The 17,766-nt window shown below is 59.4% G+C and carries 15 protein-coding genes; 9 read left to right on the top strand and 6 right to left on the bottom strand.

Features of this window, described 5'->3' with window-relative positions; translation table 11 throughout:
• Positions 1-984 carry an ABC transporter permease gene (locus LG376_RS04250; RefSeq protein ID WP_225746253.1) on the bottom strand — a complete coding sequence of 328 codons (984 nt, stop codon included), beginning with the start codon at positions 982-984 and terminating at the stop codon, positions 1-3.
• Positions 985-1,089: 105 nt separating this feature from the next.
• On the opposite strand from LG376_RS04250, the gene LG376_RS04245 reads away from it, so the two are divergent.
• The 4 genes from LG376_RS04245 (at position 1,090) to LG376_RS04230 (ending at position 4,657) form a co-directional block, all read left to right on the top strand.
• A complete protein-coding gene (locus tag LG376_RS04245; RefSeq protein WP_370633401.1) occupies positions 1,090-2,238 on the top strand; it encodes a sensor histidine kinase in 1,149 nt (382 codons plus the stop codon).
• On the top strand, positions 2,231-2,848 hold the full coding sequence (locus tag LG376_RS04240) for a response regulator transcription factor (RefSeq protein ID WP_049377040.1): 618 nt from the start codon (positions 2,231-2,233) through the stop codon (positions 2,846-2,848). Before LG376_RS04245 ends, LG376_RS04240 begins: the two co-directional genes overlap by 8 nt.
• Positions 2,848-3,822 carry an NAD(P)-binding domain-containing protein gene (locus LG376_RS04235; RefSeq protein WP_225746252.1) on the top strand — a complete coding sequence of 325 codons (975 nt, stop codon included), beginning with the start codon at positions 2,848-2,850 and terminating at the stop codon, positions 3,820-3,822. The genes LG376_RS04240 and LG376_RS04235 overlap by 1 nt, the downstream gene beginning before the upstream one ends.
• An 82-nt stretch (positions 3,823-3,904) precedes the next feature.
• Positions 3,905-4,657 (top strand): DUF364 domain-containing protein, encoded by a 753-nt coding sequence (locus LG376_RS04230; RefSeq protein WP_225746251.1) that lies wholly within the window; start codon positions 3,905-3,907, stop codon positions 4,655-4,657.
• Here LG376_RS04230 and LG376_RS04225 read toward each other — a convergent pair.
• On the bottom strand, positions 4,654-5,244 hold the full coding sequence (locus LG376_RS04225) for a TetR/AcrR family transcriptional regulator (protein ID WP_225746250.1): 591 nt from the start codon (positions 5,242-5,244) through the stop codon (positions 4,654-4,656). The two genes, LG376_RS04230 and LG376_RS04225, sit on opposite strands and share 4 nt — an antisense overlap.
• 227 nt (positions 5,245-5,471) lie before the next feature.
• On the opposite strand from LG376_RS04225, the gene LG376_RS04220 reads away from it, so the two are divergent.
• Entirely contained in the window at positions 5,472-6,428 is a 957-nt protein-coding gene (locus LG376_RS04220) for a hypothetical protein (protein ID WP_225746249.1), read from the top strand.
• A 24-nt stretch (positions 6,429-6,452) separates the two neighbouring features.
• Here LG376_RS04220 and LG376_RS04215 read toward each other — a convergent pair whose 3' ends face one another.
• Positions 6,453-7,043, bottom strand: a complete 591-nt coding sequence (locus LG376_RS04215) for a VanZ family protein (protein WP_225746248.1) — start codon at positions 7,041-7,043, stop codon at positions 6,453-6,455.
• A gap of 78 nt (positions 7,044-7,121) precedes the next feature.
• On the opposite strand from LG376_RS04215, the gene LG376_RS04210 reads away from it, so the two are divergent.
• On the top strand, positions 7,122-8,096 hold the full coding sequence (locus tag LG376_RS04210; RefSeq protein WP_034667957.1) for an MDR family oxidoreductase: 975 nt from the start codon (positions 7,122-7,124) through the stop codon (positions 8,094-8,096).
• A gap of 77 nt (positions 8,097-8,173) precedes the next feature.
• On the opposite strand, the gene LG376_RS04205 is transcribed toward LG376_RS04210, so the two are convergent.
• Positions 8,174-8,632: a MarR family winged helix-turn-helix transcriptional regulator gene (locus tag LG376_RS04205; RefSeq protein WP_225746247.1), complete on the bottom strand. Its 459-nt coding sequence runs from the start codon at positions 8,630-8,632 to the stop codon at positions 8,174-8,176.
• Positions 8,633-8,965: 333 nt separating this feature from the next.
• Between LG376_RS04205 and LG376_RS04200 the strand changes: the two genes are divergently transcribed.
• Positions 8,966-9,547 carry a hypothetical protein gene (locus LG376_RS04200; protein WP_225746246.1) on the top strand — a complete coding sequence of 194 codons (582 nt, stop codon included), beginning with the start codon at positions 8,966-8,968 and terminating at the stop codon, positions 9,545-9,547.
• Here LG376_RS04200 and LG376_RS04195 read toward each other — a convergent pair.
• Both LG376_RS04195 and leuS read right to left on the bottom strand, forming a co-directional pair.
• The gene (locus tag LG376_RS04195; RefSeq protein WP_049377707.1) at positions 9,544-11,181 is read right to left on the bottom strand and encodes an IS30 family transposase; all 1,638 of its coding nucleotides are present in this window, start codon (positions 11,179-11,181) and stop codon (positions 9,544-9,546) included. The two genes, LG376_RS04200 and LG376_RS04195, sit on opposite strands and share 4 nt — an antisense overlap.
• Before the next feature lie 149 nt (positions 11,182-11,330).
• Positions 11,331-14,177 (bottom strand): leucine--tRNA ligase, encoded by a 2,847-nt coding sequence (leuS, locus tag LG376_RS04190; RefSeq protein WP_225746245.1) that lies wholly within the window; start codon positions 14,175-14,177, stop codon positions 11,331-11,333.
• A gap of 173 nt (positions 14,178-14,350) precedes the next feature.
• Here leuS and LG376_RS04185 point away from each other — a divergent pair, with 173 nt between their 5' ends.
• The gene (locus LG376_RS04185; RefSeq protein WP_225746244.1) at positions 14,351-16,924 is read left to right on the top strand and encodes a hypothetical protein; all 2,574 of its coding nucleotides are present in this window, start codon (positions 14,351-14,353) and stop codon (positions 16,922-16,924) included.
• Between the two features lie 10 nt (positions 16,925-16,934).
• Positions 16,935-17,567, top strand: a complete 633-nt coding sequence (locus LG376_RS04180) for an MOSC domain-containing protein (RefSeq protein ID WP_225746243.1) — start codon at positions 16,935-16,937, stop codon at positions 17,565-17,567.
• The last annotated feature ends 199 nt before the right edge of the window (positions 17,568-17,766 follow it).

Below are 17,766 nucleotides of genomic sequence, written 5' to 3'. Positions count from 1 at the left end.
TTAAGCATTTCCTCCAAGGGCATCGAGTGGGTTGGCTTTAGCTACGCGGCGGGTAGCAATAAGGGCACCGGCCATACCGAGGGCCCAGATGCCAACCGCGGGAACGGCGATGGTGCGCAGGGAAACATCAAAGGGCACGGTGCCGGAAGCAAGCGCGCCGAGCACCCAACCAACAACGGCGCCCGCAATAGTGCCGGCGGCCAAGATGATGGCAGCCTGTGCCAGGGCATCGCGCAAGAGGTAACGCACGGTGGCGCCAAGCGCGCGCAGGATGGACAGGTCGCGGGTGCGCTGGATGGTCCATACAGTCAGGAAAGCGACGGTAACCAGCGCGGAGATGCCATACAAGAAGCCCTGCATGCTAAGCAGCGAGCCGCGTTCAGACTGATAGGCCGCCAGGCCGGAGAACGACTTGGACACCTTCACGGAGCCTGGAACCTCGTACTTATACAGCGCTGCGGTGCCTAACACGCCTTCTGGAGCATGGCTAATCTGCTGCCAGGACTCGGTGGAGGCCCACACCACCTCGGAGTGGGAGTACATGGTCTCTGGGACGGTGCCCTCCACCGAAAAATCGGCGCCACTTAGGGTGACGGTATCAGCCCCGTCGATGGACTCTGGCAGGAGCACGCCCTGCTCCGGGATGGTCCTATCGCTACCCGGAACCTGGGTGCCGGCCGGCAGGCTGAGGACGGCAACGCCGCCGTGCCCCTCCAGCTTGGTCTGCGCTACGCCGAGCGGAATGCCGTCGCTGGCGATATCGCCGGCATGCATCTCGGATTCACTAAAGGAGGGGTCCTCGGTGGAAAAGGAGATATATGGGTATTCCTTTTCCAGGGACTCCAACGCGGAAGTATTTTGCTTGGACAGGCCCTCCGTCAGGCCGGAGAGCATCACGAGCAGAAGGGTAATGAGCGCAACCGTGCCGCCGATGAGCGCGAAACGGCCGCGCGCTGTGGTGATTTCTCTGATTGCTAGGAACATACTTCTATATTCGCTTTATGCAGGTCAGAAGTAATCGGCCAGCTCGCTGAACCTCCACTCAACCAAGTGGTTGATTCACGGTCCACCCGTACGCGGATATCCTGGGTGATTGTGTTTAAAGGACAGAAATTATGGGTCTATGGCCTGCACGCCATGTTCGCGTTTCTGCTGGTCTTCGGCGTGGCGCGCGCCTATGTGGATGGCCGGCTCGACGCCCGGGTGATCGCCTTAGCCATCGCCCTCGCCGTGGTCTATGCCGCACAGCGTTGGCTGCCCACATGGTTATGGCTGGGTGGGCTATGCCTGCTGTGGCTGGGCCTGATGGTGCATGCTCAGGATTTCATGTGGCTGGAATTCCCGCTCATTTTTGTCTTTCTGCGTGCCCTGCCCACCGTGCCCGGGTTGGTCTCCATCGCCGTGCTGTGGGCAGCGGCCGCCTTTATTCCCGCCTGGCTGCACCCCGAGGGCTGGTCCATCGCTGCAGCCGTGGGACCACTTATCGGTACCGCCTTTGCAGCCACGGTCTTTTTCATCCAGCGGCGCCTGCAGGCAGAGGCGGCGCACCACAGGGACATAGCCAAGCAGCTGCGCGAAACCCAAGCCGAACTGGCCGCCAGCGAGCACCAAGCCGGCCGGCTAGAGGAGCGTGAGCGCCTCTCCCGCGAGATCCATGACACCGTCGCGCAAGGCCTCAGCTCCATCTTGTTGCTCTCCCGCGCGGCCCGCGGCGCCGACGATCCAGCGACCAAAGAGGAGCAACTGGCGGTTATTGAAGACGTCGCGAGCGAAAACCTGGCTGAGGCCCGCCGCTTTGTCCGCGAACTAGCCGGCCCGGATGAGCGACTGGAAACCCAACTTAGTTCCCTGCTGTCCCAGATGCGCAGCCGCGTGAAGGCTTTGGGGGAAGAAACCACCTTCGAACTGGTGGTATCTGGAAGTGGCAAGGTGCCCGGCCGGATCAAAGAGGTCATCATACGTGCTGCGCAGGAAGGGCTCAATAACGTCATCAAACATGCCCACGCCTCGCGCGCCGTGGTCACGCTCGGTCTCTTTGAGGATGCGGTGACCTTAGACGTCGTTGATAATGGATGCGGACTATCCGCCTCCCCTCGCCCCAGCGGCAGGGACCATGGTTTTGGGCTCAGCGGCCTCCGCGGCCGCGTGGAAGCTGTGGGCGGCACCATGAACCTGGAATCCGGCGAAGGCACCGCCCTGGCCGTCCGTATCCCGCTGAAGGAGAAAAGCAATGGTTAATGTCATGCTGATTGATGATCACCCCGTGGTCCGCGCCGGCCTACGCGCCATCCTCAATACCTTCTCCGATGTCGAGGTTGTCATGGAAGGCTCTACCGGCGCGGATGTGGATAAGCTCTTTACTGACGACGCCCCACAAGTAGACGCCGTGGTCTGCGATATCCAGATGCCTGGCATGGACGGCATCGCGGCCACCAAGCGGGTAGTGGAGGCCGGCGGCCCACCGGTACTCATCCTCACCACCTATGACACGCAGGCCGATATCCTTGCCGCCGTAGAGGCCGGCGCGATGGGCTATCTGCTTAAAGATTCCCCCGAGCAGGCGCTGCACGAGGCCGTACTCAATACCGCCGCGCACCGCCGCACCTTAGCACCGGAGGTAGTAGACCTCCTAGCCCAGCGCGTGGGCCGGCCGCACGAATCGCTGTCCGCCCGCGAGCTAGAAATCCTCCGGGCGTTGTCTACCGGTTCCTCCAATAAGGAGCTGGCCAAGCAACTCTTCATCTCTGAGGCCACGGTCAAAACCCACCTCATCCATATCTTTCAGAAATTGGGTGTGGAAACTCGCACCGCCGCGGTGACCGTGGCGCGGGAGAGGAAGCTCATTTAATGCTGGACTGCATAGTCATTGGCGCCGGCCAGGCGGGTCTTGCGGTGGGTTATTACCTGCGCAAGAAGGGGCTGGATTTTGTCATTCTAGACGCTGAGCCCGGCCCCGGCGCGGCCTGGCGCCATACCTGGCCTTCGCTTACGCTCTTTAGCAATTCCGCCTCCTCTAACCTGCCGGGATGGCCCATGCCCCACCACGAGGGCTTTCCGCCGGCCAGCCACGTTATTGATTACTTTGCGCGTTATGAGAAGCGCTATGAACTGCCCATTCGCCGGCCGGTCACAGTGGATGAGGTAACCCATGACGGCGCGTGCTTCCACGTCTTTGCCGGTACAGAGCATCTGACAGCACGCACGGTCGTGGCGGCCACGGGCACGTGGTCCGCTCCCTTTATCCCCTACTACCCCGGTACTTTTGACGGGAGGCAATGGCATTCCGCCTTCTATCCAGGCCCCGCGGACTTTGCCGGATCTACCGTGGCGGTCGTCGGCGCGGCCAATTCCGGTGCCCAAATCGCGGCCGAGCTCCTACTCTCCGGCGTGGAAACCACCTGGTATACCCGCAGCTCCCCGCGGTGGATGCCCGACGACGTTGACGGCCGCGTGCTCTTTCAGCGCAATCGCGCCCGCCTCAACGCTATGCTGCGCGGCGAGCCAGACCCCGGCGCGGATTCCAACCTGGGCGATATTGTGATGGTTCCACCGGTCCTACGCGCGCGGGATTCAGGGCTTTTGCAGGCCACCCCCATGTTTTCTTCGCTTGCTGAAGTCACCGCAGACCACCTCATATGGTGCACCGGTTTCCGGCCCGCCCTCCGGCCCATCCGCGGGCTTCTTGATGGCACCGACCCCACCGTCGATGGCCTCTTCCTCGTGGGTTACGGCACGTGGACCGGCCCCGGCTCCGCCACCATTACCGGGGTAAGCCCCTTTGCCAGGCAGACCGCGCACGATGTGGCGAATATATGTGACTAAAGCTATAGGTTGGTCCCAGCTAATTCGACTACACTGCCTTCACGCAGAGAATGCGACACAATGTGGGAAAGCTGGTTTATACATGTCTGCCTGGGATCTCTACGATGACCTCATCAATGCCATTCCCCGTGACATAGTGGTCTCCCGCGCCGCCCAAGGCCCGCGGTGGACCCGGGTATACACCGAAAGTCCTAGCTGCGGCATGGCCATGACCATGTCAGCAACCTCCCGCCCGGCCCAGATGCGCGCCGAGTATTCCGGGGTTCCTCTACGCGCCATTGCTCAGTTAGCTAAGAGTTGGAATTTCTCGGAGGCTTCCTTCGGCATGGCCGCGCTAAATTCCTACTACGCCACGCCTTCCGTGGCCGATGAGCATGGCTTTGCGCTTGCCGACGCCCCTTGGCCCCACATCTTCGATCCCTTCCGCGAGGCCGTCGCTGGGAAGAAGGTCGCGGTCATTGGCCACTTCCCTTTTGCGCCCAAGGCACTCAACCAGGCTGCGGATTTTTATATGTTGGAGCGCTCGCTCAATGAGGGCGACTATCCCGATTCCGCCGCCGAATACATCCTGCCCGAGTGCGATTATGTTTTTATTACCGGCTCCGCCTTTGTCAATAAAACCGCTCCCCGCCTGCTCGAGCTCTCTCGCGAGTCCTTCAATGTCGTGTTGGGCCCATCAACTCCCTTAGCCCCGGTACTGCTGGAAGACTACGGCGTATCGCAGGTCACCGGAATGGTCCCCACCTCTCCCCTCGCTATGTTCGAGGGCTTAAGCGGCACCGATGCCGGCACCACCATGTTTGAATGGGGCCACCGGGTGGAATTATCCGCCTAATGCCGCGCCTCCAAAATCGCCTCGCATGCCGCTGCATAGATTTCTGCGAGCTCATCGATGGTTTTCTCCCGCAAATACGGCACGAGGATCACGTTGCGCGTAGTTGCCACGCCAACCAGCATGGCGCCAATAAAGGGAATGCGTTCCCGTTTTTCTGGCGTATTGAAGACCGTTGCACCCAATTTGGATTGGGACACTAGCTCCAAGAACTGGTCGTCCATATAGTGCCGCAATACTCCGGAAGCATGGGAAGAGCCGACTCCGGCGCGCAATACCGCCTTCAGCCTCGATCCCATGTCTTCTGCTTCCCAAAGCTGCAAGTACTGGGCAATGTAGCCTTTTAGGTCTGCTACATCCTCCAACCGCCCAGGGAGTTCTTGCAGGCTTGAGACAACTGCGTCAAAAAGGCCTTGCTTGTTTTTGAAGTAGTGCATCACCAGCGCAGGGTCTACCTCGGCCTCTGCTGCCACGCTGCGAATTGTGGTGGCCTCAAAGCCTACATCGCCAAAACGCGTACACGCTGCGGCCAGGATCTTTTCTCGAGTCTCCTCATTGCCGGGCCGTCGTCCTGCATGTTTGTTCTCCATGCTGGGTATTTTACCTCTACCCTCTCTAAGAATTTCAACACCTGTTGAGTTTCAACGGGTGTTGAATTAGCATGTTCAACGTTCGTTGAATTGCGGTTGACGGACTACCCATACGAACCGAAAGCAGGTACCCCATGCACAACGTCAAAAAGGCACTAGTCGTCGGGGCTCTCGCCCCCTTAGCGCTAACACTCTTCCTTCTAGCCTTCCTGTGGCCGATGGCCACGATGGAACCCCGCGATGTTTCCACCGCCGTGGTCGGTGAGCCTCAGCAGGTTGCACAGATTCAAAAGGCTCTCGATGAAAAGAAGCCCGGCCTACTCAAGACGCAATCCGCCCCGGACCGGGCCGAAGCCGAACGGCTCATTCAACAACGTGAGGTATCAGGTGCAATCGTCCTTGGTCAAGAGCCCGAGGTTCTTTTCTCTTCGGCATCGGGATTGCCCCAGGCAAATATCATCAAAAACCTGTCACAGCCATTGAGTGAGATGGCAAATCACCAAGCCAAGGCCGCCGCTCAAGCTAAGGGTCTTCCTGAGAGCAAAGTTCCCTCCGTCGAGGTCAAAGCAACAGATGTAACCCCCTTGGATAGTCGAGATTCACAAGGAGCGGGCATCAACTTCTCGATCCTTCCCGTAGCTTTCGGCGGCATGATCGGAGCTGCACTAATCTCCTTCACACTGCAGAAAAACAGCCAGCGCCTTCTCGCATTCGCCGTCTACGCCCCACTCGGCGGCCTCCTCGTTTCCTGGATATTTAGCGTAGTATTCGACCTACTGCCGGCTGGCTTCTGGACTTCAGCAGGCGTGTTCACGCTTGGCATCGCCGCCTCCTCATCCTTCATTGTTGGACTCCGCGCATTGTTCGGAACTCCCGGATTCGGACTTGGCGCGCTTGCCATAATGCTGATTGGCAACCCCCTGGCCGGAACGATGGCCCCCAAGGAGTTTATTGCCTCACCGTGGGGATCCCTTGGCCAATTCTTCCCCAATGCAGCCACCGCTTCCCTAACCCGCTCGGCAAACTACTTCCCGCTGGCTTCCATCAGCACTGAATTGTGGATTCTCGTAGCCTGGATCGCGGTTGGTCTGTGCTCCCTGGCGGCGGGCATTGTTAAAGAACGCAAGCAATCCCGGAATGAAAATCCGGCTGCAGAAGAGTCCACTCAGCCACAGGCTGCCTAAGGTTTATCGCTCGAGGCCTAGTTTCTAGAGAACTACCCCGGCCATAACGGCAAGCAGTAATGCACCCAAGCTCAATGCCGAAAGCCACCCAATGACGCGTACAGTCCGCAGCTGCACCTTCGCGCTGCTGCGGCTTACCAAGAACGCGCCCACAGACGCACCGAGGGTGTTGAAAACGAGGTCATCGACGTCACTAAATCCCAACGAGAATACGTATTGGGTAATTTCGATACCCAGGCTGAGCACCATTGCCAGAAGGATGGTTCCACCGCGGCCAAAGCGAATGCGCCGTGAATTCTGTCCCAGCACCACTAGGCACGCCCCGAGCGGCATAAACAGCGCGATATTGCCAAAGGTATTGGTCCACGGACCCCACCACGGATGAGGGTTATTAAAGCCGTTGAACATCTGCAGATCGAGGCTGCTGCGAGCATGCGCACTGGCATCGATCACGCCGGGGATATCAATAAATGGCTTACCCACCGTAGCTACGGCGATTGCCATCAAAACGACCACACAGGCGACACCTGCATTGCGCCACAGGGTCGGTCGGGCAGGCACGCCCGGCGCCCCAACCTGGCGCGAGATGCGGGTGGATGTCGTGGTCATCGTCATGTTGTTCAAGTTAACAAGCGAGCCTGAAAAATCGCCGTGAGATTCGCTGTTAAATCCCTGCATCACATTTAACGTACGATGGTGAGCATGAGCACGCTACTAGTAACTCGCAACGAAGATAAGTCCGTTACGACCTCCTTCGAAGAGGGAGAGTTCCTCGGCGAGGGCGACCTTACCGTTGATGTTTCTTATTCTTCCCTGAACTACAAAGACGCCATGGCTATCGCTGGTGACCGCGGCGTCATGCGCACCAGCCCGCTGGTTCCGGGCATCGACGTGGTCGGCACGGTTTCTGAATCTAGCGTCGAGCGCCTCCCAGTTGGCACCTTGGTAGCATCCTTCGGCGATGGCCTCGGTGAATTCCGCCACGGCGGCTACACCCCGAAGCAGCGCGTCAACTCCCAAGCAACCGTCGCCCTGCCCGCGGATTTCACCGCAGAGCAGGCGGCCGCCGTTGGCACCGCAGGCTACACCGCCGCCCTGTGCGTGAACTCTCTGCGCGGGCTGCCTGATGGTCCGGTCTTGGTCACCGGCGCCACCGGTGGCGTGGGTTCCATCGCCGTGAACCTCCTTTCCAATGCCGGCTACGAGGTTCACGCGATGACCGGCCGCCCGGATGACTACTCCCAGTACCTCCACGAGCTAGGCGCCCACACCATTGTGGACCGCGCCGAGTTCGCCGAGGCCGGAAAGCCACTACAAAAGGCTAGCTATGCCGGTGCCGTCGACACCTCCGGCTCCCACGTCCTAGCCAATGTTTTGGCCCGTACCGTGTGGGGCGGCACCGTCGCCTCCACCGGTATGGCCGCCGGCCCAGACCTGCCCACCACCGTCTTGCCTTTCATTCTGCGCAACGTGCACCTCGCCGGTGTTAACTCTGTCGACGCCCCGCTGCACTACCGCCAGAACGCATGGCAGTTGCTCGCACGCAAGCTGGACCGGTCCATCCTTGAGTCCCTGACCAATACCATTCCACTGTCGGATGTTGTCGAGGAATCCAAGTCCCTCCTCGAAGGCACCCACCACGGACGCACCGTCCTCAAGATTTCCTAGGCCACTCCTAGACACTCTTGCACGGCACCCGCCTTCCTGGCGGGTGCTTTTTGTATGCACGGCTACCCCGCGACGCGCTAGCTTTCTGGCGTCCTCTTTTGAGCTAACCCGCGTAGCAACGAGCGGGAAATCCTGCCCAAGGTTTGTAGGTCTTCGTCACTAAGGGTGCCCACCACGGTTTCCTCGACTGCGGCGGTATGTCGCGCGATCGCCGCGTTGAAAGCGGCACTTCCCTTTTCCGTCACAGTGACTTTAACTGCACGGGTTCCTAACTCCGGCGCCTCGCGCCTGGAAACCAATTTTCGGGACTCCATGCGCACTAACTGCCGATGCAGCCGCGACTTCTCCCACCGGAGCTCGTCTGCCAATTCATGCGGGCGTGTAGAAGTTTGGCGCCGACGATTCAGCACGGCCAAAACCGCGTAGTCTGCCTCGCTCAATCTAGAGCCACTCTGCAGCTCCCCAGAAAGCCGCGCGTGGAGCGCTTCCTGCATGGCAACAAAGTCACCCCACGCCGCGCTCTGCTCCACACGCATCGCATTCCTCCTTTGGTTTTCCTTCTTTCACCAGTCTATACTGCAGAGTTGATCTAGCAACTCATTGGCCTGCGTTGAGTTGATACACCAACTCCCACTACTGCACGGCGATGTGCGTATAGGAAAACCACAGTTTCCCAAACCAATGCCTTTGGTCTCGAAAGCACTTATGTTTTGCTTTTGAATACCTATCTGCTGCTAATCACCATTGTTTGAGTAGGTATGTTCTTGACATGAAAATTAAATAGTGAAGCAACTACTCGCGGCAAAGATGCGGCTGCGAACGAAATCACCGCTCCAGCAGAGAAGACTGCAGCGTTTAGAATGGCAAACATGGATAAGCTATTTAGCACGTGCGGTTTCGACTTCGCGGATATGGAAGAACTCATTGCGGAGCTGCCTACCGAGCACGACATGTGGGACGCGCCCGGATTTGATCGAGTGCTATTCCACGCCGACCCGTCCGGCATGGCGGTCACAGCTATGGAATACGAAGGGGAGTGGGCCGCGGTGCCTTCGTACCGGGGTGGGGAAGAGGCACCGGGCACGATATATCGCGCAACGCCCTATATCGGCATTGTGGAAACAGGGGATTTACGGTTCGCGGCACTGGCGGATGCGCCTTTTGCCCTGCCAGCAGGCAACCCGGTCGGCGGAGAGAAGCTCCAGGGACAGGTGCGGCCGGCGGTTGTGGCATTGAAATACGAGGTAGGGGAGCCGGAAGAGTTTTCCTTGACTTCGCCTGCAACCGAGCGCTTCTACCGGAACTTCAAGCCCAGCATGCTTAACCCGCAGGTAGAGGTAGCGGGGACTATCGGGGGCGTCGCCAAGCACAGCAATGAGCTGGGCATGGGGGAGTTTTGGATATGCGACCTCGAGGCGGATTCTAGGGGTCGTTGCAACGATGATGGTTAGTTTGGTTTGATGCTACCGGTTTGTGTGAGGGCGTTGGTCATGACTTCGGCTGGGGTGCGCCAGTTGAGTGCTTTGCGTGGTTTGTGGTTGTGAATGTTGGCGATCATTTCTAGGTCCTCGGCGCTGTAGATGGACAGGTCGCTGTTTTTAGGAAGGTTTCTTCTGAGCCTGCCGTTGGTGTTTTCGTTGCTGCCGCGTTCCCATGGTGATCCTGGATGGCAGAAGTAGATGGGAATGTCAGTGGCCATAGTAAAGGCTTTATGGCCAGCCATTTCGCTTCCTTGGTCCCAGGTAATTGATGACCAGATAGCTTTATCGATTCCTGCAACTGCCTTGTGCAGGGCTGTGAATACTTCTTTGCTGGTATGCCTTCCCGGTAGGTGGCCAAGGACAACAAATCGGCTAACGCGTTCTACTAGCGTGATTACCGCTGATTGGTTGTTTTTACCGAGGATGAGGTCGCCTTCCCAGTGGCCTGGCAAAATACGTTCACTTACCTCATCTGGCCGGTCGTCTATGAGGATCATGTCGTCGACGAAGCGTTGCTGGGCAGGTGTGCTGGAGCGGGTTTGACGTTTCTTGCGTTTCTTTCTACCTGTCGGCAAGTCCAAGCCAAGGTCTTTGAGTCTTCCTTTGGCCTGCAGGTAAAAGGCGTCATAAATCGTTTCGTGACTAATGCGCATGTCCTTATCAGTGGGGTAGTCGATGGGCAGGCGATTAGAAATCTCCTCAGGTGACCATTGTGCCCGCAATTGTGCGCATACATAGTCCCATAGTCTTTTGTTGGCTAGTAGTTTCGGTATTTTCGGCCGCAATCTCCGCGCACAGGCCTTTAACTGGGCTGTTTCCGCACGATACGGGCCTTCAGCACTGTGGTTTCTGCGTACTTCACGCTGAATTGACGATGCACTTCGCCCTAAACGGCGCCCAATCTCACGCAGTGGCACATCTTCGCGGAGAAGATCGGCGATAATGACGCGTTCTTCGAAGCAAATGTAGCGATTGCTGATGCGTTTATACGGATCTACCCCGCTAGGTAAGGCGGGAGGGGCAAGCCTTCCGGATTCGATGACATCATGGCGTTGGCGCAGCGCTTTCATAAGTCTGTTATACGTGCTGGCGTCTTCGCCGACGGGTATGAACTCTTCTCGTCGACCCTGGGATTTGGTGAGTCCTTTTTCGAAATCTAAACGCAGTCGACGATCAATTCCTACTGCCGCGCCAGCATCACCACCAGGCAGGCTCGCCAGCCGAAGGCGCAGATATTCCACTCTTAACTGCGTCTGGCGGACTTTCCGAGCATACTGACTCAACCGGATATGGCACCCAGCTTCCGTAGCTACGGCATAAGCCGCAGAAAGATGCATCCCACATCTTTTAGCAGCTTGGCGTACCGACAGTCCGCTTCGGACTAGCTCTACAAGCTGGAAAGCCTGGCTACCGCGGCGATCAACTCGTTTGGCTTTAAACACGACTGGCAATCCAAAGGCATGACAAAAATTCAAAGCATGCCCGTAATGACAACCAAGCTCACCAGCCGCCGAACGGACACTACGCCCACTGCCAACCAAGGCAACTAAGCCACGACGATCCGATTCAGACAACGAATGAAACGGGCCAATAATCTCAGACACAACAACACCCTCCTAAGGGAAAGTGTTGCAACGACCCTCTGAACTCAAGCGACGGCCTCCCGCTCATTGTGAACGAGAAGCTGGAGGTCGGCCAGGGAATCCGGGCGCACGGCATTGCGCTGTGCGCCACGGAATTCTGGGAAGGGTAACTACTTGACCACGAGGTTGACCATGCGGCCCGGAACGTAAATCTTCTTCACTACGTTCTTGCCGTTGGTCAGATCGGCGATCTTTGCGTCGGCGAGAGCAACGTCAAAGACCGCGTCCTGGTCCGCATCCGCGGCCACATTGATGCGAGCCTTGACCTTGCCATTGATCTGAACCGGCACCTCGATCTCATCATCGACCAGGTACTTTTCTTCAAAAGTGGGGAAGGGCTGGTAGGTGATGGTCTCGTCATGGCCGAAGCGCTGCCACAGTTCCTCCGCGATATGCGGGGCAATGGGGGAGACCAACTGTGCGATCGGCTCCACGGCGGCGCGTGGGGCCTCGGTGCGGTAGGTCTTGGTCAGGTAGTTGACGTACTCGATGAGCTTCGCCACCACGGTATTGAGACGCAGGTTCTCGTAATCATCGCGCACGCCTGCGATGGTGCGGTGGAGCTGCTTGAGGTCATCCTCGCTCAAGGCGGCGTCGGTAGTGGCCAGCTCGCCGGTGTCCTCGTTGACGGCCAGGCGCCACAGGCGCTGCAAGAAGCGCTGGGAGCCTACGACATCCTTGGTAGCCCACGGGCGAGACGTATCCAGCGGACCCATGGACATCTCATAAACGCGCAGGGTATCGGCACCGAAGTCGCGGCAAATATCGTCCGGAGCAACGGCATTCTTCAGGGACTTACCCATCTTGCCGTACTCCTGATTGACCTCTTCGCCGTGGTAGTAGAACTTGCCGTCCTTTTCCTCTACTTCAGCGGCCGGCACGTACACGCCGCGGGAATCCGTGTAGGCATAGGCCTGGATATAGCCCTGGTTGTACAGGCGGCGGTAAGGCTCTTGGGAGCTAACAAAGCCCAGGTCAAAGAGCACCTTGTGCCAGAAGCGGGAGTAGAGCAGATGCAGCACCGCGTGCTCGACGCCGCCAACGTAGAGGTCCACGCCGCCCGGGTCCTGCGGGCCATGCTGCTCCGGACGCGGGCCGGTCCAGTAGCGCTCGTTCTCGATATCGCAGAATGCCTCATCATTGCGGGGATCGATATAGCGCAGCTGGTACCAGGAAGAACCCGCCCACTGCGGCATAACGTTGGTATCGCGGAAATAGGTCTGTGGACCGTCGCCCAGATCCAGCTCTACCTCGACCCAATCGCGCACCTTTGCCAGCGGTGGTTGTGGCTCGGAATCCTTGTCCTCGGGATCAAAGGAAACGGGTTTATAATCTTCTACCTCTGGCAGCTCTACCGGCAGCATGGATTCCGGCAGGGCGTGGGCAAAGCCGTCCTTGTCGTAGACGATGGGGAAGGGCTCGCCCCAGTAACGCTGGCGGGCGAAGAGCCAATCGCGCAGCTTGTACTGCACCTTTTCGCGGCCAGAGCCGTCCTTTTCCAGCCATTCAATGGCCGCGGCAATGGCCTCGGCCTTATTCAGGCCGTTAAGATCCAGGCCTTTGTCGTTGGAGGAATTAACCAGCGCGCCGTCCTCGGTCCAGGCTTCTTCCTCCACGTTTCCGCCAGAGACAACCTCCGTAATAGGTAGGCCGAAGGCCTGGGCAAACTCGTAGTCACGGGTGTCATGCGCCGGAACTGCCATGATGGCGCCGGTGCCGTAGCCGGTCAGGACATAGTCCGCGATGAAGATCGGGACCTTCTTGCCAGAAACCGGGTTGGTGGCATAAGTACCCAGGAAGACGCCAGTCTTTTCCTTGTTCTCCTGGCGCTCCAGGTCGGACTTGGCGGCAATATCGGTGCGGTAGGACTCCACGGCCTCCTTCGGATCATCGTGGCCATAGGTCCAACGCTCATCCACGTCATCGTCATAAGGGATGGGGGAGAGGAGGGCGTCGACAAGCTCGTGCTCTGGGGCCAGCACCACGTACTCGGCACCGAAGAGGGTATCCGGGCGGGTGGTAAAGACCTCAATCTCGTAGCCCTCGGCAGGGAAGGAGACCTCTGCGCCGCGGGAACGGCCGATCCAATTGCGCTGCATGGACTTGACCTTGTCCGGCCAATCCAAAAGCTCCAGATCATCCAGCAAGCGATCGGAGTAGGCGGTAATGCGCATCATCCACTGCGAAAGGTTCTTGCGGAAGACCGGGAAATTGCCGCGCTCGGACTTGCCCTCAGCGGTGACCTCCTCATTTGCCAGCACGGTACCCAAGCCCGGGCACCAATTCACCGTGGAATTAGACAGGTAGACCAGGCGGAATTCATCGATGGCCGCGGCCTTTTCCTCTTCGGTGAGGTCCTCGTAGTAGCGGCCATCCTTAGTGGTGCGCTTATTGGCCTCCAGCTCCTTGATGAGCTCTGCAATCGGGCGCGCCTTCTGCTGCTCCTCATCGAACCAAGAGTTATAAATTTGCAGGAAGATCCACTGCGTCCACTTGAAGAACTCCGGATCGGTTGATTCCACGGAGCGGCGCGGATCGTGGCCCAGGCCCAACATGCCCAGCTGGCGGCGCATGTTTTCAATATTCGCCTCGGTGGTGGTGCGCGGGTGGGTACCGGTCTGGATGGCGTACTGCTCGGCCGGCAGGCCGAAGGCATCGTAGCCCAAGGTGTGCAACACGTTCTTGCCCAGCATGCGGTTATAGCGGGCGTACGTATCGGTGGCGATATATCCCAGTGGGTGTCCCACGTGCAGGCCCGCACCGGAAGGGTAGGGGAACATATCCTGCACATTGAGCTTTTCCTTAGGCAACTCGCCCGCATCGGTGGCGAGCTCGCCTACCGGGTTCGGGGCATTAAAGGTGCCATTGTCTTTCCAGTACTGCTGCCAGGTCTTCTCGATCTGGTTCGCCAGCTCCGGGGTATAGCGGTACGAAGTGGAATCGCTCTGGGTAGTCATAATCACACAGTGTAATAGCCGCATCCCGGCGCGGGGTAGTTCGCTATGCTTTCCGCGTTCTGCTTGGCACGCACATCCAAAATCCCCGCCGTAATCGCCCCCGGTTTTCGCGCCATTTCCGCCGCTCGCAGCCAAAATGCAGATCTGCATGAAAATGATCTAGGCTGGGGTAAATGAGCCAGGAGAAGTTTCGCAGCCAGCTATCATCTTTTGCAGACGCAGCGGTATTTCAGGGGATCCCGCACCTGCGCCTCTCCCCAGCTACCAACACATTGGAGCTGTACCTACCGGCCGTAACCGCAGGTTATGAGCCAGAAGATCCCCAGTGGACCGTGACCGCACAGCTGCTCGACGGCAGCGAGGACACCCGCAAGTTCTACTACGTGGAGGGCGAGGAGCCCGGCTTGTGGATCAGCATGCCGCGTGCCTTTAGCCACCTCAGCGTTTCCTTTGAGGAGCACACCTTGGAGTTTGCCGGCGTGGCCAATGGCGGATTGCTGCTCGATTCCACCCATCGCCCAATCGATACCACCACAGCGGTAGCCAAGGGTTCTTATACCTTCATCGCCCCCACCGGCACGGAGCTTGCTAAGGCCAAGGTCGGCGAGGCCCGTCCCCACGGTGCATGGGAGGGCTGGACCATCGCCCCGGTCGAGGTCAGCCAGTCTTTCACCGTGGAGGTTCCGCGCCAAGAATCCGCGACCATCAAGGTGTCCGGCAGCCCTGATTTTGCCTGGGACATGGCCGTGAAGACGCTACCTAATGCCCATGGCCTAGATGGTGAACTGGTCTATACCCAGTCCCCGCGGGTCATCGCCAATACGGAACTCAGCATGGAGCTGGCCTATGTCCCCATTGGTGGGGAAGAGGAGGCCGTGCTGGAGGATGAACTACCGGAGGGCATTCACGAGGTACTTCCCGCAGACGCCTTCGAGGATCCCTGGGTGGGCCGCTACCGCTTCACCCTGTACAAGGACGAGGAACTGGTGGATATCCAGTACCTCAATTTTGCGGAGTCGCTGCACATGCGTGCCAAGAACGAGGGCCCGCGCGGCACCAACTTTCGCTTTATCGATGCCCTGGGCAACCTTTCGCCGTTTAGCTATGCCTTGGCTTCTGCGCCGGGCAAGGCTATCCAAATGGAAAAGGGCCAGCGCGTCTTTGGCGAGGACGAAAGCGTGCGCGAGGAGACCGTCGGCAGTGAGGCCGGCTATGAGCTGACCTTCCAGGTGGAGCCGGCGACGATTCGTACTCGAGTCAAACGCACCGCGGCCGAGCCCGTGGATTACCTGGATAAGCAGGTCATCCTGGCGGACCAGCTCGATGCGGATGCACTTTTTACCATTCATTCTCCGGAGCCACTGCCGCTGGCAAAGTTCGTGGTTATTGATAAGAACCAGAAGATTAGGGACCTGGTCACCGCCAATGGCTCAACGGAAGCGGCCACCAGCCTATCCGTACCCAACCGCGCGCTGAAGTCGGCACTGACGAAGAAGACCTCGCTGGAGCTTTACCTCCTGTGGTCCACGTTGTCCTATGAGGAATACCTCGAAGGCCTGCCGGAAAAGGAGCGCGCAGCGCACCAAAAGCGCAGCTTTGAGCGTCGCGTCATGGAATATGAGGCCACCGCGGCCAGCGACCTCATTTATGCCGCCATCGCCACCGTGCGCAAGGCACCGTTGGTCGCCCGCGCAACCATTGAGGACGGCATCCTCGTCCCCGAGCAGGCGCACGAGGAGGAGGTAGAGCTATTGGCTTGGGCGTGGCCGCTGGGCAATCCCGCGGGCGAGCCGCTACCACTGGAGCCCACTGAGGAAGGCTTTGAGCTGCCCGAGGAGCTGCTGGACGCCGGCCACCTCATCGTGGACTTCCGCGAGGATGAGCCGGCCAGCGACTTGGCCGCGCCGCAGTACCCGCCGGCTAGCGCTCTTATCATCTTCCACGACGGTGAAACCGAAAACACCGAGGGTATGTGGCCTGCCTACGCGGCCATGCGCCGCCTCGCACCCAAGGCCAAGGAAACCTTCGAGGGAATCATCAAGGAGATTGAGGCCGATCCGCGCGCCAGCATGGATGCACTTATGGCCGCGGAATTTGAGCCGGGGCAGCGCATGCGCGCCTTTGTCCGCACCGGCTTGGTCTCCCGCACCTTCCGCCGCGAGGAGCCGGCCGGCGAGCCTTCCTCGCTCTTGGCCGCGCTTGCCGACGCCGCCTATGACTACGTCGAAGCCCACGGCTCCGCCTCCCTCGCACGCGTGCCGTCCACCGGCATCGACGATGTCACCCGCCCCATGCTGCTGATGAGCGCAACAGGCGAGGCACCTACACCAGCAACGGACAGCGACCAGCTCTGCGATGATGCCCACCGCATCGCCGCACTGCGCGAGTGCTTTGCCAATGACCTTGCGCTCACCCGCCTCGGCACCATTTCCAAGCTGCGTAGCACCGCAATGCAGCTGCGGGTGACGCTGCAACAGCTGGGCGTCGATAAGTCCGTGCTGCATACCCTGCTCGCGCTGGACGCCTTTGGCGATGGCAATTCGGAGCTCGGCGATTCCGCCTGGATGCCGTTTATTTCCTACGTCTTTGCCATCACGGCGCGCGGCGTGGCCAATGGCAAGCTGGCGGACCCTGCTTTCGCCGCCACGCTTGACGACGCCCTCCCGCAGCTCGCCGAGGCCGTCTCCCTCGCCCCGCAGCTTTTCTACCGCGATATTCTCACCGCGGAGGCGCTCACACTCAGCTAGGGTGACAGGCATGCAGGTCATCTCCACCAATGTCGCCGTCCGCCGGCCGGACCCGAGCGGGCGGCATGAGTTCTCGGGCATCGACAAAAAGCCGCAGGATTTCATCGAGCTGGCAGCACCCGGACCCCATTATGGCGATGGTTCCGGGGTGCGCGGCGATATAATTGGTGACACCAAACATCACGGCGGCAACGATAAAGCCGTCTACGCCTACTCCCGCGAGGAACTGGATTACTGGCAATCCGAGCTTTCCCGCCCGCTGGCCTCCGGCGGCTTTGGCGAAAATCTCACCACGCGGGGCATCGATCTCTCTGCTCTGCTCATCAATCAGCGCGTGCGCATTGGCACCGCCGTGCTTGAGGTATCCGTGCCCCGCCAACCATGTGCCACCTTCGCCGGCTGGCTAGGGGAGCGCGGCTGGCTCAAGCGCTGGACCGCGCGTGGTGACTGCGGCACCTACCTGCGCATCATTTCCCCCGGCCGCATTCGCCCCGGCGACGCCATCGAGCTGGATACCCCACCCAGCCACGGCATCACCATGCGCATGGCCTTTGCCGCCAAGATGGGCGACCGCGCCCTGGCCCGGCGCGTTATCGATGCTGGCTGCCTGCCCACGCACCAACAGAACTCGCTTCGCACCTAGTTACACAAGCACTTATAGTCCGCCATCAAGGTGCGCATAAGCTTCGCTGCCCACCGCCCCAACCTCTTAAGCGTTCCCATCAATTTCGGCAGTGCTCGAAAGATATCCGCCCGTCCCGCGTCCTCATATCGGGCTCGTCATTGCCCCGCCCTAGGCCTGCAGGCCAGGCCACCCGTGGCTTGTACTCGGCGTTATGGGA

Source organism: Corynebacterium sp. Marseille-P4611, from assembly GCF_916618765.1.
In the GTDB taxonomy this organism is placed as follows: Bacteria; Actinomycetota; Actinomycetes; order Mycobacteriales; family Mycobacteriaceae; genus Corynebacterium; species Corynebacterium marquesiae.
The sequence above is the reverse complement of the archived record's forward strand: the minus strand, read 5'-3'. Positions and strand labels throughout refer to the sequence as shown.